The organism is Acidovorax sp. Root219 (assembly GCF_001428665.1).
Classification (GTDB): domain Bacteria; phylum Pseudomonadota; class Gammaproteobacteria; order Burkholderiales; family Burkholderiaceae_C; genus Acidovorax.
The window spans coordinates 103,517-125,044 of record NZ_LMIJ01000027.1; the positions used below are offsets into that span (position 1 = coordinate 103,517).

18 protein-coding genes are annotated in these 21,528 nt (G+C 66.5%); 6 read left to right on the top strand and 12 right to left on the bottom strand.

From position 1 onward, the window contains the following. The first annotated feature begins 14 nt into the window (after positions 1-14). The 3 genes from ASE28_RS24350 to ASE28_RS24360 all read left to right on the top strand — a co-directional run bounded on the left by ASE28_RS24350 (position 15) and on the right by ASE28_RS24360 (position 1,791). Positions 15-578, top strand: coding sequence for an RNA polymerase sigma factor (locus ASE28_RS24350; protein ID WP_057268814.1), 564 nt, complete (start codon positions 15-17; stop codon positions 576-578). Further along, positions 578-1,471: an anti-sigma factor gene (locus ASE28_RS24355; RefSeq protein ID WP_057268833.1), complete on the top strand. Its 894-nt coding sequence runs from the start codon at positions 578-580 to the stop codon at positions 1,469-1,471. Before ASE28_RS24350 ends, ASE28_RS24355 begins: the two co-directional genes overlap by 1 nt. A 119-nt stretch (positions 1,472-1,590) precedes the next feature. Next, the gene (locus ASE28_RS24360) at positions 1,591-1,791 is read left to right on the top strand and encodes a hypothetical protein (protein WP_157422109.1); all 201 of its coding nucleotides are present in this window, start codon (positions 1,591-1,593) and stop codon (positions 1,789-1,791) included. 39 nt (positions 1,792-1,830) lie between these two features. Here the strand turns inward: ASE28_RS24360 and ASE28_RS24365 are convergent, their stop codons facing one another. The 10 genes from ASE28_RS24365 to ASE28_RS24410 form a co-directional block, all read right to left on the bottom strand. Next, on the bottom strand, positions 1,831-2,943 hold the full coding sequence (locus tag ASE28_RS24365; protein WP_057268834.1) for an enoyl-CoA hydratase/isomerase family protein: 1,113 nt from the start codon (positions 2,941-2,943) through the stop codon (positions 1,831-1,833). A gap of 11 nt (positions 2,944-2,954) precedes the next feature. Further along, positions 2,955-3,860, bottom strand: a complete 906-nt coding sequence (locus ASE28_RS24370) for a DMT family transporter (protein ID WP_057268816.1) — start codon at positions 3,858-3,860, stop codon at positions 2,955-2,957. 180 nt (positions 3,861-4,040) lie between these two features. After that, complete coding sequence (gene typA, locus ASE28_RS24375) at positions 4,041-5,861, bottom strand: translational GTPase TypA (protein ID WP_057268817.1); 1,821 nt, start codon at positions 5,859-5,861, stop codon at positions 4,041-4,043. Next, entirely contained in the window at positions 5,858-6,850 is a 993-nt protein-coding gene (gene truB / locus ASE28_RS24380) for a tRNA pseudouridine(55) synthase TruB (RefSeq protein ID WP_057268818.1), read from the bottom strand. Before truB ends, typA begins: the two co-directional genes overlap by 4 nt. A gap of 3 nt (positions 6,851-6,853) precedes the next feature. Further along, the gene (gene rbfA, locus ASE28_RS24385) at positions 6,854-7,228 is read right to left on the bottom strand and encodes a 30S ribosome-binding factor RbfA (protein WP_057203714.1); all 375 of its coding nucleotides are present in this window, start codon (positions 7,226-7,228) and stop codon (positions 6,854-6,856) included. A 3-nt stretch (positions 7,229-7,231) separates the two neighbouring features. Next, positions 7,232-10,105 (bottom strand): translation initiation factor IF-2, encoded by a 2,874-nt coding sequence (gene infB / locus ASE28_RS24390; protein WP_057203715.1) that lies wholly within the window; start codon positions 10,103-10,105, stop codon positions 7,232-7,234. 24 nt (positions 10,106-10,129) lie between these two features. Continuing rightward, entirely contained in the window at positions 10,130-11,617 is a 1,488-nt protein-coding gene (gene nusA / locus ASE28_RS24395) for a transcription termination factor NusA (RefSeq protein WP_057203716.1), read from the bottom strand. Positions 11,618-11,705: 88 nt separating this feature from the next. Further along, positions 11,706-12,299, bottom strand: a complete 594-nt coding sequence (gene rimP, locus ASE28_RS24400; RefSeq protein ID WP_057203717.1) for a ribosome maturation factor RimP — start codon at positions 12,297-12,299, stop codon at positions 11,706-11,708. 251 nt (positions 12,300-12,550) lie between these two features. After that, entirely contained in the window at positions 12,551-16,129 is a 3,579-nt protein-coding gene (locus tag ASE28_RS24405; protein WP_057268819.1) for a DEAD/DEAH box helicase, read from the bottom strand. A gap of 314 nt (positions 16,130-16,443) precedes the next feature. Beyond that, positions 16,444-16,833 (bottom strand): thioredoxin family protein, encoded by a 390-nt coding sequence (locus ASE28_RS24410; RefSeq protein WP_057268820.1) that lies wholly within the window; start codon positions 16,831-16,833, stop codon positions 16,444-16,446. A gap of 151 nt (positions 16,834-16,984) precedes the next feature. On the opposite strand from ASE28_RS24410, the gene ASE28_RS24415 reads away from it, so the two are divergent. Further along, entirely contained in the window at positions 16,985-17,479 is a 495-nt protein-coding gene (locus ASE28_RS24415; RefSeq protein ID WP_057268835.1) for a rod shape-determining protein, read from the top strand. 58 nt (positions 17,480-17,537) lie between these two features. Continuing rightward, entirely contained in the window at positions 17,538-17,870 is a 333-nt protein-coding gene (locus ASE28_RS24420; protein ID WP_057268821.1) for a DNA-binding transcriptional regulator, read from the top strand. 26 nt (positions 17,871-17,896) lie between these two features. Here ASE28_RS24420 and ASE28_RS24425 read toward each other — a convergent pair whose 3' ends face one another. Continuing rightward, complete coding sequence (locus ASE28_RS24425; protein ID WP_057268822.1) at positions 17,897-18,889, bottom strand: tripartite tricarboxylate transporter substrate binding protein; 993 nt, start codon at positions 18,887-18,889, stop codon at positions 17,897-17,899. A 43-nt stretch (positions 18,890-18,932) separates the two neighbouring features. Then, entirely contained in the window at positions 18,933-20,030 is a 1,098-nt protein-coding gene (locus ASE28_RS24430) for a beta-propeller fold lactonase family protein (protein ID WP_057268823.1), read from the bottom strand. A 435-nt stretch (positions 20,031-20,465) separates the two neighbouring features. Here ASE28_RS24430 and ASE28_RS24435 point away from each other — a divergent pair, with 435 nt between their 5' ends. Then, the gene (locus tag ASE28_RS24435) at positions 20,466-21,443 is read left to right on the top strand and encodes a tripartite tricarboxylate transporter substrate binding protein (protein WP_007857619.1); all 978 of its coding nucleotides are present in this window, start codon (positions 20,466-20,468) and stop codon (positions 21,441-21,443) included. Positions 21,444-21,528 lie beyond the last annotated feature (85 nt).

Genomic DNA, 21,528 nt, shown 5'->3' on the forward strand with positions numbered 1-21,528 from the left:
CCCGCCCCCTCGGCATGAACCGCACCCAGGTCGTCGAACAGCTGCCCGCACTGCGCCGCTATGCGCGCGTACTCACCGGCGATGCATGGGCGGCCGACGACCTGGTGCAGGACACGCTGGAGCGGGCCTGCAGCAAGTGGCTGCTGTGGCGCACGGGCAGCGACCTGCGCGCCTGGCTGTTCACGCTGATGCACAACCTGTACCTCAACCAGCTGCGCAGCCAGCCCCCGCTGCCGCACCTGGACCTGGATGACCTGCACGACAGCCTGCAGGGCAGCGCCGGCATGGGCGACGATGCGCTGGACCTGGAGCGCTGCCTGCAGCGCCTGCCGCCCGAGCAGCGCGCCGTGCTGCTGCTGGTGACGCTGGAGGACATCGACTATGGCGACACGGCGCGCATTCTGGGCATCCCCGTGGGCACGGTGATGTCGCGCCTGTCGCGCGCACGCAGCCGCCTGCGCCTGCTGATGGAGCGTGCGCCTGCCGCCTCGGCCACAGCGCCCCTGGCAGCCACCGAGAACCCCCCGGACCACGGTGCACCCGCCGGCCAGCCAACCACCTTGCGCCGCCTCAAATGATGAAGCCCGAGCGCCAGCCCGCCATGGACAAGCACCACCACCCTGCCCCACCCACCGACGACGAAGCCGCATGGCATGCGCTGGCGGATGGCCGCCTGTCGCCTGCGGATGAAACCGCCCTGCGCCACCGGCTTGAAGGCCAGGCCGGCGCGCAAGAGACCCTGGTGCACTGGCAGCAGCAGCGCCAGCAACTGCGCGCCCTGCACCAAGGCATGCTGGCCGAGCCGGTACCCGAGGCCCTGGTGGCCGCCGCACTGCGCACGTCGGCCCGCGGGGAGCGGCAGGACCAATGGTGGCGCTGGGGGGGCATGGCGGCGTCTGTGCTGCTGGCGTTTGCCCTGGGCTGGACCGGGCGCAGCCTGTGGCCCGCCACGGGCCGCACCGACAGCCAGGCCCTGGTGCTGGCCGCCACGGGGCAGCGCTTTGCCCAGCAGGCCGCCGTGGCGCATGCCGTGTACCAGCCCGAGGTGCGCCACCCCGTGGAGGTGCCTGCCGCGCAGCAGGAGCACCTGGTGCAGTGGCTGTCCAAGCGGCTGGGCCGCCCGCTCAAGCTGCCCGTGCTGGCCGATGAAGGCTATGAGCTGGTGGGTGGCCGCCTGCTGCCCGGTGATGCGGGCGCACGCGCGCAGTTCATGTACCAGAACACCAAGGGCGAGCGCATCACCCTGTACCTGGGCGCCATCGCGCGGCCCGGCGCCCCGGCAGCCCCCGTTGCTGCCAAGCCCGGTGCGCCAGCACCGCCCAGTGCGGCAGAGACCGCCTTCCAGTTCACCAGCGATGGCCCTGTGCCCGGCTTCTACTGGGTTGACCAGGGCTTTGGCTATGCCTTGAGCGGCCAGCTCTCGCGCCAGGAGTTGCTTACGCTGGCAGCGGCGGTGCACCGGCAGCTGTAGCCCTCACCCGATCCGCCGATCTGGCTCGGCTTCACCCCGCTTTTCCGGCGACCGGCCGGCACGGGTCCCCATCAGACTGTTGCGCGCAGCAAGCAACACTACCGATGGATCAATTCGCCATGACGACAGCACACAGCACCCGTTCTTCGGCCCCCACGCTGGAGCGCGCCGCCAGCCCATCGGGCCGTGAGCAGGTGCGGGCAGCCGACACACAGGCGGCACGTGCGCCTGCGCATACCGGGCTGACCAACGAAAAACTCGAGTCGATGCTGCTGCGCATGCATGCGCAGGCGCCAAAGGCCGTCGCAGCAGGGGCCTGACGGGAACCCGCTGACGAGGTCAGCGGGCCACGTTCTGGGTCACACCAAGGCTGCCAATGGATGCGAGTGCGCGGGCCAGGGGCTGGCGAAGAACGGTGCCACCATTGCGGGCGTGACGTCTTCGATGCGTGCGGGGTTCCACTTCGGCGCATGGTCCTTGTCCACGGCCAGGGCGCGGATGCCCTCCACCGTTTCGCTCTGGCCGGGGCGCAGGTAAAAGCAGTGGCGCACCATGTCGCGCTCCATGCGCAGGTCGTCGGCCAGGCCCATGCCGCGCGCGCGGCGGATCTGTTCGAGCACCACGTGCAGCATCAGCGGCGAGCGCTTGCGCAGCGTGGCGACGGTGGCACGCGCCCAGTCGGAATCAGCGGCTTCGAGGGCGCGCACGATCTCACCCACGGTGGGCAGCGCGAAGTAGGTATCCGCCTGGGCCAGTTCTGCCGCAACAGCCTGGTTCTTGGGCAGCAGGCGCGCCACGACAAAGGCCTTGACGGCTTCGGCATCGGCAAACTGCTGCGTGCCCAGGGCTTCCCACACGGGGGCCTGCTGGTCTACCGGGATGCAGCCATCGGCCAGGTTGCAGGCCACGGCCGCATCGGCACCGATGGTGTCGCCCGTGAGCGCCAGCCATTCGCCCGCGCTGCCGGGGCAGCGGGCCAGGAAGTAGCCACCACCCACGTCGGGGAACAGGCCGATGGCCGTCTCGGGCATGGCCATCTTCGTGCGCTCGGTCACCACGCGCAGCGCGGCGCCCTGGCTGATGCCCATGCCCCCGCCCATGACGATGCCGTCCATGAAGGCGATGTAGGGCTTGGCGTAGTTGTGGATCAGGTGGTTGAGGGCGTATTCCTCGGTGAAGAAGTCCTCGAGCTGCGGGTTGCCCTGGCTGCCGGCCTGGTGCAAAAAGCGGATGTCGCCACCGGCGCAGAAGGCGCCGAAGGGGCCTTCCTTGTTGCTGCCGCGGATGGCCACAGCCAGCACTGCATCGTCGTGCTGCCACGCGAGCAGGATGGCCATGAGGTCGCGCACCATGCCCAGCGACAGCGCATTGAGCGCGCGCGGGCGGTTCAGCGTGATGAAGCCCACCTGGCCGCGCACTTCGCTCAGCACTTCGGCAGCGGCAGCAGGCGCCGCCGTATTGGTTGCAGTCATGGTCGTCTCCGTCATTGTTGTTCCTTGAAAGCCAGTAATTCGTTGAAAACCAGCGCGCCGATCACCAGCGCGCCACCCGTCAGCACGGCGGCGGCGGGCTCTTCGCCCGCACCCAGCCATGCCAGCAAAATACCAAAGATCACTTCGAGCAGGCTCAGCAGAGCCAGTTCGGGGGCCTTGAGCACCTGTCCGCAGCGCACTGCCAGCACGCAGGGGATGGCCAATTGCACCACGCCCAGCAGGGCCAGCAGCCCAAGGTCATGCGCCGAGGCCTGGAACGGCAGCGCCAGGGGCAGCGTGGTCAGCACCGATATGACCGCCCCCACCAGCACGGCGGGCGCCAGGTCCACCGCATGGCCGTGGCGCTGCGCGTGCTGCACCACCGTCCAGTTGATGGCAGCGGCGACGGGCACGCACAAGGCCACCAGCGTGCCCACCACGGGCAGCCCGGCCATTTGCGAGCCGTACATCCAGGCGATACCCAAGCCTGCCACACCGATGGCGGCCCAGGTGCGCGGGGCGATGCGGTGGCCGATGAACACGCGCGCGAACAGCGCGGTGAGCAGGGGCCCTGCCGCCATGGTGACCAGCACGTTGGCCACCGGCATGAGCAGAATGGCCACCATGAAGGCGGTGAACATCACGCTCCAGCACAGGCCCGAGATCCACAGCGCCCGCCCGCTCTGGCGCATGGAGGCGAACACCGCGCGCCCCTGCAGCGCAGGCAGTATGACCAGCAGCGCAGCCAGCGTGAACAGGCTGCGCCAGAAGGTCACCTCGAAGCTGCGCGCCTGCTCCAGGTGGCGCGTGACCACGCCGGCGATGGACCACATCAGGGTCACGGCGACCATCAGGGCCACGGCCTTTGAGTGGGTGAGCTTCACCGGGTTACCGCCATCGCCTGCATCCTCGTCCATAAGCAGCCCCATGCAACGCGCCCAGCCCGAAGGCCTGGGCGCAGCGACGGCGCCGAAAGAGTTCTTTTAACCGCTCTTGACGACAAAAGGGCCACAGCATGGTGACTGTGGCCCTTTGGCAAGCCTTTCAGCCTGGTGTCGTCATTCCCCTCTCCAGCAAGGATAGGGAACGCCGCGCGATCAGCGGCCCGCGCGCTTGCGGTCGCTTTCCTTCAGGTGGCGCTTGCGGATGCGGATGGACTTGGGCGTGATTTCGACCAGTTCGTCGTCTTCGATGAATTCCACGGCGTATTCGAGCGTGGCATCGATGGGCGGCGTGATCTTGATCGCGTCTTCCTTGCCGGACACGCGGAAGTTGGTCAACTGCTTGGTACGCGTGGCGTTCACCACCAGGTCGTTGTCGCGGCTGTGGATGCCGACGATCATGCCTTCGTACACGGGATCGTTGGCCTTGACGAACATGCGGCCACGGTCGTCGAGCTTGCCCAGGGCGTAGGTGAAGATTTCACCGTCGTCCATGGAGATCAGCACACCGTTCTTGCGGCCGCCGATGTCGCCCTTGTGCGGCTCGTAGCTGTCGAAGATGTTGCTGATGAGGCCCGAGCCACGCGTCAGGTTCAGGAATTCGTTGGTGAAGCCGATCAGGCCCCGCGCAGGAATGCGGTACTCCAGGCGCACGCGGCCACGGCCGTCCGGCTCCATGTTCACCAGCTCGCCCTTGCGCTCGCCCAGCGCCTGCATCACGCCGCCCTGGTGGCCTTCTTCGATGTCGGCCGTCACCAGTTCGATAGGCTCGTGCTTTTCGCCGTTCACGTCGCGGAACACGACGCGGGGCTTGGACACGGCCATTTCGTAGCCTTCGCGGCGCATGTTTTCGAGCAGGATGGTCAGGTGCAATTCACCACGGCCCATCACTTCGAAGATGCCTTCTTCGTCGGTTTCCTTCACGCGCAGGGCGACGTTGTGCTGCAGTTCCTTTTGCAGGCGGTCCCAGATCTGGCGGCTGGTCACGAACTTGCCTTCGCGGCCGGCCAGTGGCGAGGTGTTCACGCAGAAGTTCATGGTCAGCGTGGGCTCGTCCACCTTGAGCATGGGCAGCGGCGCGGGGTTGGCAGGGTCGGTGATGGTCACGCCGATGCCGATGTCTTCGATGCCGTTGATCAGCACGATGTCGCCGGGGCCGGCCGAAGGCGTCTGCATGCGATCGAGACCCTGGAAGGTCAGCACCTGGTTGACGCGGCCCTTGACGGCCTTGCCATCGGGGCCTTCCATGACGACCACGTCCATCATGGGCTTGATGGTGCCCTGGCTGATGCGGCCCACGCCGATGCGGCCCACGAAGGTGGAGAAGTCCAGCGCCGAGATCTGCAGCTGCAGCGGAGCGGCCGGGTCACCCGTGTTCGGGGGAACGTGGCTCAGGATGGTGTTGAACAGGGCCGACATGTCGGGGCCCCACTGCTCGCCAGGAGCGCCTTCCACCAGCGACGACCAGCCGTTGATGCCCGAGGCATACACCACGGGGAAGTCGAGTTGCTCATCGGTGGCACCGAGCTTGTCGAACAGGTCGAACGCGGCGTTCACGACCTTGTCGGGGTTGGCACCGGGCTTGTCCACCTTGTTCACCACCAGGATGGGGCGCAGGCCCAGGGCCAGGGCCTTCTTGGTCACGAAACGCGTCTGGGGCATGGGGCCCTCTTGCGCGTCGATCAGCAGCACCACGCTGTCGACCATGGACAGGGCACGCTCCACTTCACCGCCGAAGTCCGCGTGACCAGGGGTATCCACGATGTTGATGTGGGTGCCTTCCCAGCTCACGGCGCAGTTCTTGGCCAGAATCGTGATGCCACGCTCTTTTTCAATCGCGTTGTTGTCCATCACGGTGTCGACGACCTTTTCGTGGTCGGCGAAGGTGCCGGACTGGCGCAGCAATTGGTCCACCATGGTGGTCTTGCCATGGTCAACGTGGGCGATGATGGCGATGTTGCGGATCTGTTTAGTCATAGTTTTTCCAATGTGCCGCTGGCTTGCAGGTGCGGCGTACCTTCCAAAATTTGTTGAATTTCCAGCGGACTCAGGAGCCTGTCGGGCACCAGCTCCCCGCCCACGATGTGGCCCACCCCCAGCAGCGCCGGGGGATTGTCGCCAAACACCGCCACGGCCCCGGCATCGGGCCAGGTGCCTCGGCGGCGTACGCCCGACAGGAAGCGAGCAGCATTCTCGCTGTCCAGCGTGACACGCACGTGTTGCGCCAGCAGGGACTCGGGCGGCTCCAGCTGCGCCAGGCGCGCCCCCTCCTCCATGGCTTCGAGCTGCGCCAGCGTGACACAGCGCTCCACCCCGATACCCCCGGTATCGATGCGGCGCAAAAAGGTAAGGTGGGCACCGAAACCCAGCGCCGCGCCCACATCCTCACCCAGCGTGCGGATGTAGGTGCCTTTGCTGCACTGCACCACCATTTTAACGGCGATGGCATCCGGATTGTCCGCCAGCAGCGTGAGGGAAAGCGAATGGATCACCACGTCGCGTGCGGGCCGGTCCACCTCGATGCCGGCGCGCGCGTATTCGTACAGGGCCTTGCCGTCCTTCTTGAGGGCGCTGTACATCGGCGGCACCTGCTGGAGGGGGCCGGTGAACTGCAGCTGCACGGCGGCCAGGCGCTCGGGCGTGAGCTCGGCCAGCACCACGGGGCGGCGTTCGATCACGTCGCCCTCGGCATCGCCGGTGGTGGTGGTCACGCCCAGCAGGGCCACGGCCTCATAGGTCTTGGGGGCATCGAGCTGCAACTGGCTGAACTTGGTGGCCGCGCCAAAGCACAGCGGCAGCACGCCGCTGGCCAGCGGATCAAGCGTGCCGGTATGGCCCGCTTTTTCGGCGCGCAGCAGCCATTTGGCCTTTTGCAAGGCGTCGTTGCTCGACAGGCCGAGCGGTTTGTCCAGCAGCAACACCCCATGCACAGGGCGCCGCTGCACCCTGGTGCGAGGCGAGTGCATGGACTACTCCTCTTGGGCGCGCGAAGAGACGGCCTTGGCGATCAAGGCGTTCATGTCGGCCGCACGCTCGGAGGTGCGGTCGTACACGAAGTGCAGCGTGGGCACCGTGTGGATGTGCAGGCGCTTGAACAGGCCGTTGCGCAGGAACCCAGCCGCCTGGTTGAGCGCCGCCTGTGTTTCCACAGGGTCGCCCACCAGCAGGCTGAAGAACACCTTGGCGTGCGCGTAGTCGGGAGTCACCTCCACACCCTGCAGCGTCACCATGCCCACGCGCGGGTCTTTCAACTCGCGCGCGATCAGCTCCGTCAGATCGCGCTGGATCTGATCGGCGACCTTGAAGGCGCGGTTCGGGGTGGAGGACTTCTTCTTCGCAGCCATCGTTTACAGCGTCCGCGCGATTTCCTTGATATCAAAGAATTCGAGTTGATCGCCTTCCTTGATGTCGTTGTAGTTCTTGAGCTTGATACCGCACTCGAAGCCTTCCTTGACTTCCTTGACGTCGTCCTTGAGGCGCTTGACCGAGTCGACTTCGCCCGTGTAGACCACCACGTTGTCGCGCAGCAGGCGGAAGCGTGCATTGCGATGGACCATGCCCGAGGTGATGTACGAACCGGCAATCGTACCGATCTTGGTCGCCACGAACACCGTGCGGATCTCGGCCGTACCGATGATCTCTTCGCGCTGCTCGGGAGCCAGCATGCCCGACATGGCCACGCGCAACTCGTCCACAGCGTCATAGATGATGCTGTAGTAGTGCAGATCGACGCCATTGCTCTCGGCCAGCTTGCGTGCACCGGCATCGGCACGCACGTTGAAACCGATCACGATGGCCTTGGAGGCGATCGCCAGGTTGATGTCCGACTCGCTGATGGCGCCCACTGCGGCGTACACCAGCTGCACCTTGACCTCGTCGGTCGAGAGCTTGAGCAGCGACTGCGACAGCGCTTCCTGCGAACCCTGCACGTCGGACTTGACGATGATGGGCAGCATCTTCACTTCGCCTGCCGTCATGTCGGCAAACATGTTCTCGAGCTTCGCAGCCTGCTGCTTGGCCAGCTTGGTGTTGCGGAACTTGCCGGCACGGTAGGTGGCGATTTCGCGGGCACGGCGTTCGTCCGTAAGCACCATGAATTCGTCGCCAGCCTGGGGCACTTCGGTCAGACCCTGGATTTCCACCGGGATCGATGGGCCTGCGGTCTTGGCGGTCTTGCCGTTTTCGTCCAGCATGGCGCGCACGCGGCCGTAGGTCTGGCCTGCAAGCACCACATCGCCGACCTTGAGCGTACCGGACTGCACCAGCACCGTGGCCACAGGGCCGCGGCCCTTGTCCAGTTGGGCTTCGATCACCAGGCCCTTGGCCAGCGAGTCGACCGGTGCCTTCAGCTCCAGCACTTCGGCCTGCAGCAGCACCTGTTCGAGCAGGTCGTCGATGCCCTGGCCGGTCTTGGCCGACACCGAGACGAATGGCGACTCGCCACCGTACTCTTCAGGCACGACGGACTCGACCACCAGCTCCTGCTTGACGCGATCGGCGTTGGCATCGGGCTTGTCGATCTTGTTGACCGCCACCACGATGGGAACACCAGCCGCCTTGGCGTGCTTGATGGCTTCCTTGGTCTGGGGCATGACACCGTCGTCCGCTGCTACCACCAGGATCACGATGTCGGTGGCCTGTGCACCACGGGCACGCATGGCGGTGAACGCCTCGTGGCCAGGGGTGTCCAGGAACGAGATCATGCCGCGCGGCGTTTCCACGTGGTAGGCACCGATGTGCTGCGTGATGCCGCCGGCTTCGCCCGAGGCGACCTTGGCACGGCGGATGTAGTCGAGCAGCGAGGTCTTGCCATGGTCCACGTGGCCCATGACGGTGACCACAGGTGCGCGTGGCAGCAGTTCGACGTCCTTTTGCAAGGTGTCGTCGTCGGTGAAGGCTTCCGGGTCGTCCAGAGCCGCCACCACGGCCTTGTGGCCCATTTCTTCCACCATGATCATGGCGGTGTCCTGGTCCAGCGGCTGGTTGATGGTGACCATCTGGCCCATCTTCATCAGGGCCTTGATGACTTCGTTGGCCTTGATCGACATCTTGTGCGCCAGCTCTGCCACCGTGATGGTTTCGGGCACGTGCACTTCGATGATGCGCGCCTCCACCGGAGCGGATTGCTGGTGGTGGTCGTCACGGTGGTCGCGGTCATTGCCACGGCGGCCACGCGGGCCTCCGCGCCAGTTGTTGCGCCCCACGCCCCCGCTGCTGTCGCCGCGGGTCTTGATTTCCTTCTTCTTGGCCGTGTCGCCCGCCCAGCTGGAGGACAGCTTGGCCGACTTCACTTCCTTGCCGGCGGCCGCGCCAGGCGCTGCCGCCGTGGCAGGTGCGCCAGGGCGTGCCGGACCGGTGCCCGTGCCCACTGCGGGCTTGTGCAGCGTGCCCTTCTTGGCATCGCCAGCCAGCGCGGGCTTGGCCACGGGCTTGGGTTCTTCGGGCTTCTTGGCCACCATGACCGCCTTCTTGGGCGTGGCCATCATGGAGCGGATGGCGGCTGCCTCGGCTTCGGCCTTGCGGCGGCGTGCGTCGAGGTCGGCGGCGCGGGCCACTTCCTCGTCGGAGCGGGCCTTGGACTCGGCTGCAGCCTTTTCACGGGCTTCGGTCTGGGCAGCGTTGCGTGCGGCGGCCTCGGCGGCCTGCTCACGTGTGGCTTCCTGCTTGACGGCAGAGGCCTGGGCTTTCTTTTCGGCTTCCTGGGCAGCGTAGGCGGCAGCGCGCTCTTCGGCTTCGCGCTCGCGCTGTTCGCGGGCTTCGCGCTCGGCACGCTTTTCGGCGAGTTCGGTTTCCTGGCGGCGGATCAGCTCGGCCTGACGGCGTGCTTCTTCCTCGCGGCGCGTCAGCTCGAGCTCTTCGCTCGAGATCGGTGTCTCTTCCACCACGGCGTCTTCGGACTCGGCAGAGCCCTCCACGCCATCATCGCGCTTGATGAAGGTGCGCTTCTTGCGCACTTCCACCTGGATCGTGCGCGCCTTGCCCGTGGCATCGGCCTGCTTGATCTCGCTGGTGGACTTCTTCGTCAACGTGATCTTCTTGCGGTCGACCGCGGCGGTGCCGTGGCTGTTTTGCAGGTACACGAGCAGCTTTTGCTTGTCGGACTCGGTCAACGCGTCCGACGGGGCGGCCTTGCCCACGCCGGCAGCCTTGAGCTGGTCGAGCAGGGTTTCAGGCGATTTTTTGAGTTCGGTTGCAAACTCGGCGACAGTATTACTGGACATATGTGGTTCGTGCCTCCCTGACCCTTACTCTTGCTGCCCCGCGAACCAGTGTTCGCGCGCCTTCATGATCAAGGCTTTGGCATCGTCTGCAGACTGTCCGGTCAGGTCGGTCAGCTCATCAATGGCCAGATCGGCCAGGTCGTCACGTGTGTGCACACCGCCTTCGGCCAATTTTGCAATCAGCTCCGGGGTCAGGCCTTCGAGGTCGCGCAGGTCCTGGGAGACCTCTTCCACGCTTTCCTCACGGGCGATTTCCATGGTGAGCAGCGCATCCTTGGCACGGGCACGCAGCTCATTGACGGTGTCTTCGTCGAAGCTTTCGATTTCCAGCATTTCCTGCAGCGGCACATAGGCCACTTCTTCCAGGCTGGCGAAACCTTCGGAGATCAGGATGTCGGCGATTTCCTCGTCCACATCGAGCTTTTCCATGAACAGCTTGCGGGCCGTGTCGGACTCGTTGGCCTGCTTTTGCGCCGACTCGGCGGCGTCCATGATGTTGATCTTCCAGCCGGTCAGGTCGGACGCCAGGCGCACGTTCTGACCACCGCGGCCGATGGCGATGGCGAGGTTTTCCTCGTCCACCACCACGTCCATGGCGTGCTTTTCTTCATCGACCACGATGGAGGAGACGTTGGCCGGGGCCAGCGCACCAATCACGAACTGGGCCGGGTCTTCGGACCACAGCACGATGTCCACGCGCTCGCCGGCGAGCTCGTTGGTCACCGCATTCACGCGGGTGCCGCGCACGCCGACGCAGGTGCCGATGGGGTCCACGCGCTTGTCGTGCGAGAGCACGGCGATCTTGGCGCGCGAACCGGAGTCACGGGCGCAGCTCTTGATCTCCAGCAGGCCCTGTTCGATCTCGGGCACTTCCTGGCGGAACAGCTCGATCATGAACTCGGGCGCCGAGCGCGACAGGATGATGGGCGCGCCGCGCAGCGTCAGGTCCACTTCCATGATCATGGCGCGCACACGGTCACCGCTGCGCAGGTTTTCCTTGGAGATCATCTCGCTGCGGCGCAGGCGGCCTTCCACCCGGCCGGACTCGACGATGATGTCGCCCTTGTCCATGCGCTTGACGGTGCCGGTGAAGATGCGCTCGCCGCGCGACATGAAGTCGTTGAGCAGCATTTCGCGCTCCGCGTCGCGGATCTTCTGCAGGATGACCTGCTTGGCTGCCATGGCGCCGATGCGGCCGATGGGCACGGATTCGACGCCTTCTTCGATGTACTCGCCGACTTCGATGTCGGCAATGCGATCTTTCGCATCCATCAGCAGTTCTTCGGCTTCCGGGTTCTGCAGGCCTGCATCGTCAGGCACCACCAGCCAGCGGCGGAAAGTCTCATAGTTGCCGCTGTCGCGATCGACGGACACGCGAATGTCCACCTCGCCCTGGTACAGCTTCTTGGTAGCCTGGGCCAGGGCCGACTCCACGGCGCCCAGGACCACGTCCAGCTCCACGTTCTTTTCGCGCGAAATGGCCTCAACCAACATCAACAATTCGCGATTCATGCGACGACTCTCCTAGTTCAATCACCCGATAAGCAAAGGCTGCACGCGGCGGCCATCTGCCCAATTCATTCAGCAGCCTGCTTGCAACTCAGGCGGGCTCGGCCCCTGGCTTGTTGCTGCGCCCCTTGAAATCGACAATGGGCGCCAGACGGACTTCCCGTGTTTCATCCAGGGTGAAGCCCAGCGCCTGCAACGGGGCGGGCACGCGCTTCTTGCTGATTCTTTGACCCGGCTTGACAGCGGGCTCTTCGCTCCAGACGATCTGCCAACCCCCTGCCTCGGCCCGCTCCAGCGTGCCGCGAAATTTCTTGCGCGTGGCATTCACCTGCCCCGCTCCTGCCGCGCCGATGGGCGCCCTCAATGTGATGTCGATGATCGAGCCTTCGAAACGCACGAAGTCCTGCTCGTGGCGCAAGGGTCGATCGATTCCGGGAGAAGACACTTCCAGGCGCTTGTATTCAACGCCATCGACCTCCAGCGCAAACTGCAGCTGGCGGGTGACCTTCTCGCAATCTTCGACCGTGACGTACTGCTCTACGGCCGGCGCGGGCGCATCGGCGGCAGGCTGTACCCAGGGCAAGTCGATGGTGATGCGCAGCAGACCACCAGCGGAGCGTTCGATCTCCACCAGGTCATACCCCAGGCCAATCACAATTTGTTCAACGACTTGCTGCAGTGCCACGTGTTCTATTCAATCCCGGAAAAACAAAAAACCCGATAACCCCCAGAGGCTTCGAGCTCCAAAAGCAAACGACCAAAAAAAACGGGCGGTTGGTACCCGCCCGCTTGGTCGTGAGAAACGTATTGTAGCCCGTAAAGCGTTGATTTGCCAAGACGCGGGGCCACGAGCACGCCGCAAACACCCTGCATGTGCGGCAGAACAACGCCCGGCGCGGGTTTGCGCGGAAAAACGCCTTTGCCAGCCCCTGTTGGCTACGGCAGCGAGAGCGGCTGCAGCAGCTCGGCGAGGTCGCTTTCGGTGAAAAGCGGCTGCTTTCGCCCCGCCGCACCCTGGTAAAGACTTTCGGCCAGCTGGGCTTTTTTCTCCTGCAGGGCCAGTATGCGCTCTTCGATGGTGCCGCGCGCCACCAACTTAACCACCCACACGCTCTGCGTCTGCCCGATGCGGTGGGCACGGTCGGTGGCCTGGGCCTCCACGGCGGGGTTCCACCAGGGGTCGTAGTGGATCACGGTGTCGGCCTGGGGCAGGTTCAGCCCCACCCCGCCGGCCTTCAGGCTGATGAGGAACAGCGGCACCTCGCCGCTGGTGAACCGGTCGATGATGGCGTCGCGCTTCTGACTCTGGCCCGTGAGCTTGACCCAGGGCAGGCCGTGTTTGGACAGCTCGGCCTCGATCAGCGCCAGCATGCTCGTGAACTGCGAGAACAGCAGGATGCGCCGGCCTTCGGCCAGCATCTCGGGCAGCATCTCCATCAGTTGCGCGAGCTTGGCCGAGGTGTGCACCTTTCGCGCGGCCTCCAGCGGCACGAGCTGCGGGTCGCAGCACACCTGGCGCAGCTTGAGCAGCGCGTCGAGGATGGTGATCTGCGAGCGCGCCAGGCCCTTGGCCTGCAGCGCCTCGCGCACGGTCTTTTCCATGCCCAGGCGGATGGTCTCGTACAGGTCGGCCTGGCCACCCGAAAGGTCCACCGGCATCACCGTCTCGATCTTGGGCGGCAGCTCGTGCGCCACCACCGACTTGGCCCGGCGCAGCATGAAGGGGGTGATGCGCGCGCGCAACTGCGCCAGCCGCTCGGTGCTGCCCTGGCGCTCGATGGGGTTGCGAAACAGGTCGCGAAAGCGCTGCTGGCTGCCCAGAAAACCCGGCATCAGGAAGTGGAACAGGCTCCAGATCTCGCCCAGGTGGTTTTCCATGGGCGTGCCCGACAGGCACAGCCGGTGGTTGGCCTGCAACTGCGCCACCACCTGCGCGGCGTTGGTGGTGGCGTTCTTGATGTTCTGCGCTTCGTCGAGCACCACGATGTGCCAGCGCGCCTCCAGCCAGCGCTCGCGGTCGCGCTGCAGCAGCGAATAGGGGGCGATCACCAGGTCGTGCTCGGCCATGGATTCGGCCAGGGCGTGGCGCTCCTTGCCGTGCAGCACCACGCTGCGCAGGCCGGGGGTGAAGCGCGCGGCCTCGCGCTCCCAGTTGCCCATCAGGCTCACGGGCGCCACGATGAGTGCGGGCTGCACCAGGCGGCCGGCATCCTTCTCGACCTGGATGTGCGCCAGTGTCTGCAAGGTCTTGCCCAGACCCATGTCGTCGGCCAGCACGCCCGCCAGGCCGTTGGCACGCAGGAACTGCAGCCAGTTGAGCCCTTGCTGCTGGTACGGCCGCAGCTGCGCCTGCACTCCCGCAGGCACCGGCACCTCGGGCAGTTGGCCCTGCCCCTGCAGTTGCTGCACCAGGGCGTGCAGGCTGGCCGCCCCTTCCCACGCCACCCCATCGCCCAGCGAGGCACTGGTGCGCAGCGCCTCCAGGCGCGACAGGCGCAGGCTCTCGCCCGAAAAATCGTGTGCTCGGTCGCCCGCCAGGTCAAGCAGCGCCGCCAGCCAGGGCTTCAGGGTGTCGGTGGGCAGGCGCACGAAGCCATGGCCGCTGGGCGCCGGAAGGTACAGAAACGGAGGCAGCGCCAGCCCCTTGGCACCGCCACCGGGCTCGCCGGAGTCGGGCGCCGCCGAGGCGGCCGCCGCGATCAGGTCGGGCAGCCAGGGCAGGATGTTGTGGCGCTGGCCATCGATCTCGATGCCCAGCGACAGCTCGAACCAGGGGGATGGATTGGGGTCGCCACCATCGCCGTGTGCGCTGGCGCCACCACCCGGCTCTGCGCCGTCCGCACCGTCGTCCAGCCCGAACGCATCGTCCTCCCCATCGCCCTCAGCCCCCTCTGGGCCCAGGTGCACGTGGATGGTCTGCGCGTGCGTGATCCAGCCATCGAGCTCGGGCGCCACGGTGAGCGCAAAGCCGGCCTCGCGCAGCGCGGCGAAGCCTTCGTCGGCCCAGAGCATCCAGGCGCCCTGCGGACGCTCGCCCGGGATGCCGAACAAACCCTCGTCCACGCCCAACAGGCCCAGGTCCATGAGGCGCGAGACGGCGTCGATCTCGGCACGGCCATCGCGCCGCAGCAGCACCTTGCCGCCTTCACCACCCAGGCCATCCACCAGCACCGACAGGGGCTGCCCCGCCCACCAGCCCACATGGCCCAGGTAGTCGAAGCGCAACTGCGCCGTGATGAGCCCCATGTAGGCCACCCCGGCCGCCGGTGTCGGCACCAGGTGCAGGCGCGCCACGGGGGCCACACCGTCGAGCCGGGTCAAGCCCTGCAGCACGGGCGGCAGCGGCACGGGGCCCAGGCGCCGGGCCACGTCGGCCTGGTATTTTTGCAGCGCAGCAGCACTCAGGGTGGGCGCGTGCAGCAGCACCTCCAGCTGCGCGGGCTCCATGCCCGGTGCATGCGCCAGACCGCACAGGCCGGCGGCGGCATCGAGGTACATCGGCGGGTTGTTATGGCACAGCGTGGCGCCCGCCTGGGGCAGGCGCGCCTGCAACGCCCAGCCGCTGTCCTGCGCCTGTGCGCCGGCCGCACCGCCCGAGACGGCCTGCCAGGCCCACTCGATGGGCAGCAGCTCGCCCCACCGCAGGGGCGCCCCCACCGTGGAGCCGCCCGCATCGGCGAACAGGCGCCCGGTGGTGGCGGCCTGCTGCACGGCCAGCAGGCCGATCTGCCCCTCCAGCACCGCGCAGGGCGCGCCACTGTAGGCGGAGTAATAGTTCTGGTGGCGCGGCAGCGCCCGCAGCAGTTGCAGTACCTGGCGGTCGGTGTCGCCGGCACGGTCGAACACCGCCTGGCCCTTGCCCGGCTGGGTACGCACCAGCTTGGGCTTGGCCCAGCCGCCGGTGACCTTGGGGTAGGACACCACGGCCTCCAGTTGCAGCAGCGGTGCCGCCCGCGGCGCCCCCACCACAGACAACAGGTAGACATATTGTTCAGGGCGGTCCGCCGCGCCGCCGGCACCTGCTGGCGCATCGCCATCGGCAAGGCCTGCGGCCTTGTCCAATGCCAGCAGCCAGTTCATGAGGCGCGCCTCCGACTCCATGCGGTGCACCTCGGCCATGCGCTGCTGCACGTCGCTGCGGGCCGGTGGCGGGCGGTTCAGCCCGGCAGCGGGCAAGGCCAGGCCCCTGGCCCGGTCCAATTCGCTCGGCCCCTGGCGCGCCGCCTGGTGCATGAGCGCCACGCCGTGCTTGCACTGCAGGCCCACGGGGCAACTGCACTGGCTGCGCCAGTAGTCCACCGCTCCATCGGGCATGAGCGCCATCGAGACGGACAGCTGGTAAGGCGCCAACTGGGTGCCCTGCACGTCGCCTTCGAGGCGCCAGTGGTCGCCCTGGGCGCTGACGGCCAGCCGCCGCACGGCACGCGCCTTGAACAGCGCCGTGCCCCGCGCCCACACACCATCGTCGCACAGCGCACGCAATGACTCAGGCTCGAACCAGAACTCCAGGGACATGGAAAAATTCAATACACAAACAGGAGGGCGACAAGGGCTATCGGAGGGGAGCGACAGCGGCTATCGGTTCATGGTACTGTACAAACTGCTATTCAAAAAATAGCAGATCAGAGCCCCCACCTGCCCCATGGAGGTGGCCGCTAGTGCAATGTTTCATGCTTGATGGCACAAATAAAAAGGGCGGATTTTTGGTCCTGGCAAGGCGCAAACCACAGCGATACCGGGCGTATCGCGAGGATTTGCAACGCGGCCAGGGCCGAAAAGACGACTTTTTATGTGCCAGATAGCGTGAAACACTGCACTAGACCCCTACCTCAGCCCCCGCGTGCCGCACGCACGCGCTCGAACACCTCTTGCGCATCACCGCCCGCCGCCGGCCCGCCCTGCACCGCCTGCAGGCTGGAGAGCAGCCGCGCCAGCACAGGCGCCTGGGGCAGCAGAGGCCCAAGAAAGCGCGCGCTTGTGCCATCGGCGATCAGCAGGGTGGGAAAGGTCTCCACATCCAGATCGCCCGCCAGTTCGGACTCGTCCTCGATGTCCACCCACTCGAAACGCACCTCCGGGTGGGCCAGGGCCAGGGTGTCAAAGATGGCACGGTAGTCGCGGCAGGTGCCGCACCAGTTGGCGCACAGGCACACGGCCCACCAGCCCCCGGGGGTGCTGGCGGTGGGCGTGGCGTTGGGCGAGGCGGCCGGGCTGTGCATCTGCGAAATCCTTCGGGGCTGTGGCGTGCCACTGTACAACGGCTTGTGCCCGGGCATCTGGACTGTTCTGCCCATACCCAATACCGGTGCCAGGGAACTGGCCACCTGGGCCAGAATGCGCACAGATCCACCCGCCTGCAACGCCCAACCCATGCTCAAATCGCTGACGCCCCTGTTGTACATCGCAATATCACCCGAGCGCCTGAGCGTGCGCAACCCGAAAACGGGCGCCACCTGGGACGAGGTGCCCGAGATTGCCCTGCAGGACCAGCCAAAGCCGCTCATCCTGGCCGTAGGCAACCGGGCCCGCGAGGCAGCAGCCCAGACCGGCGCGCGCATCGCGACCCCGCTGGCCCACCCGCGCTCCCTGGTGTCGGACTTCGTGCTCGCACAGCAGCTGCTGAAGCACAGCGTGCGCACCGTGCTGGACGAGGGATCGTTCTGGCGCTTCCTGCCATCGCCCCACATCGTGTTGCACCTGCCCGCGAACCCCGAAGGCCGCTACACCCACGCGGAGCTGCGGACGCTCAAGGAGCTGGCCCTGGGCTGCGGCGCCAACCGGGCCATGCTCTGGCAAGGCCCGCCGCTCACTGATGGCGAACTGCTCTCGGGCCAGTATCCGGCCACAGGCCATATCCTGGAATGAACACGCCGCGCGGTGGCTGGACGACAATGCCTGCATCCCGCCCACCCACGCACATCCCATGAGCCATCGCCCCGACACCCTTGCGCTGAACATGCCGATCCCCAGCGGCGACCAACTCAAGGCCGCGCGCACGGCCGCCGGATTGAGCCAGGCGCAGGCGGCAGAGCTGCTGGGCTATCCGCTGCAGACCGGCAGCCGGGGCGGCCTGCAGTCACGCACTTGGCAGGCCCTGGAGAGCACGACCGACGAACGCAGCATGCAGGGCCCCGTGTTCGCCATGTTCCTGCTGCTGACCGGCCAGCACCCCGAGTTCCGACTGGAACGCAGGCCGCCAGCAGGCAGTGTGCAAGACACAGCGAGCGACGGCGAGGAAGCCATTTCCCCCGAGTAGAGGCGCCGCGCCGCCCAACCGTTCGATCAGTCCACCTTGATGTTGGCGGCCTTGATCACCTGGGCCCATTTCTCGACCTCGGCCTTCTGGAAGGCGGCAATCTGCCCCACGTTCAGATCGGCCGGCTCCATGCCGAAGCCTGCCAGGCGCTTTTGCATGTCCGGCTGCCCGAGGATCTTGCGGATCTCGTCGTGCAGGCGACCCACCACCGGCGCGGGCGTGCCGGCGGGCACGAAGATGGCCTGCCAGGACTGGACCTGGAAGTCCTCGAGGCCCTTGATGCCCGACTCCGCCACCGTGGGCACGTCGGGCATGGAGGCCAGGCGCTTGGGCGAGGTGACAGCAATGGCGCGCAGCTTGCCGCTTTGCACATGCGGTGCAGCCACCACGGTGGTGTCGAACATCATGTCCACCTGGCCTCCTATCACGTCCTGGATCGCCGGGCCGCTGCCCTTGTAGGGGATGTGCGTGAACTTCACGCCCGACTTGAAGCCCAGCAGCTCCACTGCCAGGTGCTGCGAGCTGCCCGTGCCGGCCGAGGCGGAGGACAGGCCGCCCTCCTTGGTCTTTGCGGCGGCCAGCACGTCCTTGAGCGTCTTGTAGGGGCTGTTGGCGGCCACCACCAGCACCACGGGGTTGGTGCCGATCAGCGTGACCGGGCTGAACGACTTGATGGCGTCGTAACCCAGCTTGGGGTACAGGCTGGCATTGATCGCATGCGAACTCACAGTGCCGCCCAGCAAGGTGTAGCCGTCGGGTGCCGCGCGCGCCACCGCCTCCGAGCCCACGCTGCCCGCCGCGCCGGCCTTGTTCTCGACCACCACGGTGGTGCCCAGCGCCGTGCCCAGTTGCTGGCCAATCATGCGGCCCAGCGTATCGGTGGTGCCGCCTGCGGCAAAGGGCACCACATAGCTGATGGTCTTGCCCGTGGGCCAGGTGCCCTGGGCAGCGGCGGGCAGCCCGATGAAGCAACTGACAGCGGCAAAGGCCGCCGCCGGGATGAAGGTTCTGCGTTGCATGGTGTTTGTCTCCTGATGGTGAAAAGCGGACGAAGAGCAGTGCTCAGGGGAAGTCGACGATCTCGACCCAGTTGGGGTTCTTGCCGGCGGGCACGCGGGTGGGCGCGCCCGGGATGCCCGTGGCCGCATCGATGGGGTGCAGCGAGAGGCTGTGCGACTCCTGCCCCGCCGCGATCAGGAAGCGGCCCGAGGAATCCACCGCAAAGCCGCGCGGCGATTTTTCGGTGGGCACCTGGCCCAGGGGCTGCAGCTGGCCCGTGGAGGCGTCGACGCGGAAGCTGCTGATCGTGCTCGACGTGCGCTCGGACGCATACAGCGTGCGGCCGTCGGGCGACAGGTGCAGGTCGGCCGCCCAGGGCTTGCCGGCAAAGCCGGCGGGCAGCGCCGTGGTGCGCTGCACGGACCGCAGTGTGCCGCGCGCGGCGTCGTAGGCCATCACGTGCACGGCGGCATCGAGCTCGTTGAGCACATACATATGGCGTTGCGCACGGTCCCAGACGAAGTGGCGCGGGCCCGATTTCTCGGGCGCGACGGTGGTCAGCGCCGGCTCGTGGGCCGTGAGCCGCCCCGTCTCGGCATCGAAGCGCCAGGCCGAAAGGTTGTCGCCCCCCAGGCTGGTGGCGAACACATGGCGGTTGGCCGCATCGGCATGGATGGCGTGCGCGTTGGGCGCCGTGGGGATGAGCTGCTGCACGGCGCCCACGGCCCCGTCCTTGCCGATGCTGTTGACCGTGATCTTGTGGCCCGGGTACGAGGCGGCGAACAGCCAGCGGCCCGTGGCATCGGTGTCGATGTTGGCCATGCTGTCGGCAAGCGGCGCCTCGCCCAGCTTGCGCAACTTGCCGCTGGCGGGGTCGATGGCCAGGCTGACCACCCGGAACGGCTGGGAGCGCAGCGCCACATAGAGCACGCGCTTGTCGGGACTGACCGCCATGGGCATGGCCATGCCGGCCAGGGGCACCGTCTCCACAGGCTTGAGCGTGCCGGCACTGCGGTCGAGTTCCAGCACGGACAGATCCTGGCTGTCGGCATTGGACACATACACCCAGGTAGCGGCCGTTGCAGCGGACCATGCGCCCAGCCACAGGGCGCTGGCAGCCAGGGGCAGCACCAGGCCGCGCCAACGAATTACACGGGTCATCAGTATTTCCTTTCAACAGGGGGAGACCGCACAGGCGGCGGATACAGGCATGCGGGCGACACGACGCAGAAGGGTCCCCGCTTCCATGAAAAGGACTGCATGTCATATGTCGTCATACAACATTGCGGATTGTGGAGCCGCACAGCGCATCTGACCAAAGGGATTACCCGAACCCGATTGCATGCTCCCTTGGCTTGCAGTGCATGCAGCGAAGAAACTGCCGCCGACCAGCCATCCCCATAGGAGAATGCGGTGCCATCTACGCCCCTCCGACAACAGGCACGGGCGATCGACTCCGCAGCCGCAGGGCATCCGGCACCCCAGGCGGCCACCTCATCGGCACTTTAATGCGCTCTTTTTTTGTAAGGGCAATTGTTTTTCTGCGCACTTGGTTGTACGATGACTAGCAACAACAGTGAAACCAGGAGACAACACATGACACTCACCCGCCGCGACGCCATCCTGGCGTGCACCGCCGCCCTTGCCGCCACCACCGCCACGGCCCAGACCGCCGCAGAATGGCAACCCACCAAGACCCTGAAGCTGATCGTGCCCTACCCTCCCGGCGGCAGCTCGGACATCATTGCCCGCTCCATCAGCCAGCCCCTGTCGGAAGCCCTCAAGCAGACCGTGATCGTGGAGAACAAGCCCGGTGCCAACGGCAACCTGGGCGCGGACTTCGTGGCCAAGGCCGATCCGGACGGCTACACCATGCTGCTGTGCGACGTCGGCGCCCTGGCCATCAGCCCCTCGGTCTACACCAAGCTGTCGTTCGACCCTTCCAAGGACCTGCGCGGCGTGACCATGCTGGCTTACTCGCCCCACCTGCTGGTGGTGCACCCCTCGGTCAAGGCCAACAACCTCAAGGAACTGATCGCACTGTCCAAGACAGCGGACCTGAACTTCGCCGTCACCGCCACCGGCAGCGCACCGCACCTGGCCGGTGTGGCGCTGGAGCGTGCCAGCGGCGCGCGCTGGCAGTACATCCCCTACAAGGGCGGGGTCACGGCCATCCAGGACACCGTGGCCGGCCAGACCCAGGTGCTGATGAACGGCATGCTGGCCACCCTGCCCCAGGTGCAGAACGGCAAGCTCAAGGTGCTGGGCGTGTCCAAGTCCACGCGCATGCCGTTGATCGGCGACGTGCCCACCATCGCCGAGCAAGGCGTGCCCGGCTACGAGTCCGGCACCTGGCAAGGCATTCTGCTGCCCCGCGGCACGCCAGAAGCCGTGGTGCAGCGGCTGAACAAGGCGTTGATCACCGCCATCCGCTCGCCCGACATCCGCTCGCGCCTGGCCGGCCAGGGCGCCGAGGTGGTGACCATGACCCCCACCGAACAGGACCAGTTCTTCGCCAAGGAGCGTGCGCGCTGGGCCTCCGTGGTGAAGGCCGCCAATATCAAGCTCGACTGAGCATCCGCCTCTTTTTTCACATCACCAGCCCCGCCACCACCATGAACCCGCAAGACCTCAAATCCATCATGGGCTCCGGCCTGCT

What these genes read in the sequence shown, in the direction of transcription:
- ASE28_RS24350 (WP_057268814.1), top strand. Translation starts at nt 15, where the DNA reads ATGAACCGCACCCAGGTCGTCGAACAGCTGCCCGCACTGCGCCGCTAT.
- ASE28_RS24355 (WP_057268833.1), top strand. Translation starts at nt 578, where the DNA reads ATGAAGCCCGAGCGCCAGCCCGCCATGGACAAGCACCACCACCCTGCC.
- ASE28_RS24360 (WP_157422109.1), top strand. Translation starts at nt 1,591, where the DNA reads ATGACGACAGCACACAGCACCCGTTCTTCGGCCCCCACGCTGGAGCGC.
- ASE28_RS24365 (WP_057268834.1), bottom strand. Translation starts at nt 2,943, where the DNA reads ATGACTGCAACCAATACGGCGGCGCCTGCTGCCGCTGCCGAAGTGCTG.
- ASE28_RS24370 (WP_057268816.1), bottom strand. Translation starts at nt 3,860, where the DNA reads ATGGACGAGGATGCAGGCGATGGCGGTAACCCGGTGAAGCTCACCCAC.
- typA (WP_057268817.1), bottom strand. Translation starts at nt 5,861, where the DNA reads ATGACTAAACAGATCCGCAACATCGCCATCATCGCCCACGTTGACCAT.
- truB (WP_057268818.1), bottom strand. Translation starts at nt 6,850, where the DNA reads ATGCACTCGCCTCGCACCAGGGTGCAGCGGCGCCCTGTGCATGGGGTG.
- rbfA (WP_057203714.1), bottom strand. Translation starts at nt 7,228, where the DNA reads ATGGCTGCGAAGAAGAAGTCCTCCACCCCGAACCGCGCCTTCAAGGTC.
- infB (WP_057203715.1), bottom strand. Translation starts at nt 10,105, where the DNA reads ATGTCCAGTAATACTGTCGCCGAGTTTGCAACCGAACTCAAAAAATCG.
- nusA (WP_057203716.1), bottom strand. Translation starts at nt 11,617, where the DNA reads ATGAATCGCGAATTGTTGATGTTGGTTGAGGCCATTTCGCGCGAAAAG.
- ASE28_RS24405 (WP_057268819.1), bottom strand. Translation starts at nt 16,129, where the DNA reads ATGTCCCTGGAGTTCTGGTTCGAGCCTGAGTCATTGCGTGCGCTGTGC.
- ASE28_RS24410 (WP_057268820.1), bottom strand. Translation starts at nt 16,833, where the DNA reads ATGCACAGCCCGGCCGCCTCGCCCAACGCCACGCCCACCGCCAGCACC.
- ASE28_RS24415 (WP_057268835.1), top strand. Translation starts at nt 16,985, where the DNA reads ATGCTCAAATCGCTGACGCCCCTGTTGTACATCGCAATATCACCCGAG.
- ASE28_RS24420 (WP_057268821.1), top strand. Translation starts at nt 17,538, where the DNA reads ATGAGCCATCGCCCCGACACCCTTGCGCTGAACATGCCGATCCCCAGC.
- ASE28_RS24425 (WP_057268822.1), bottom strand. Translation starts at nt 18,889, where the DNA reads ATGCAACGCAGAACCTTCATCCCGGCGGCGGCCTTTGCCGCTGTCAGT.
- ASE28_RS24430 (WP_057268823.1), bottom strand. Translation starts at nt 20,030, where the DNA reads ATGACCCGTGTAATTCGTTGGCGCGGCCTGGTGCTGCCCCTGGCTGCC.
- ASE28_RS24435 (WP_007857619.1), top strand. Translation starts at nt 20,466, where the DNA reads ATGACACTCACCCGCCGCGACGCCATCCTGGCGTGCACCGCCGCCCTT.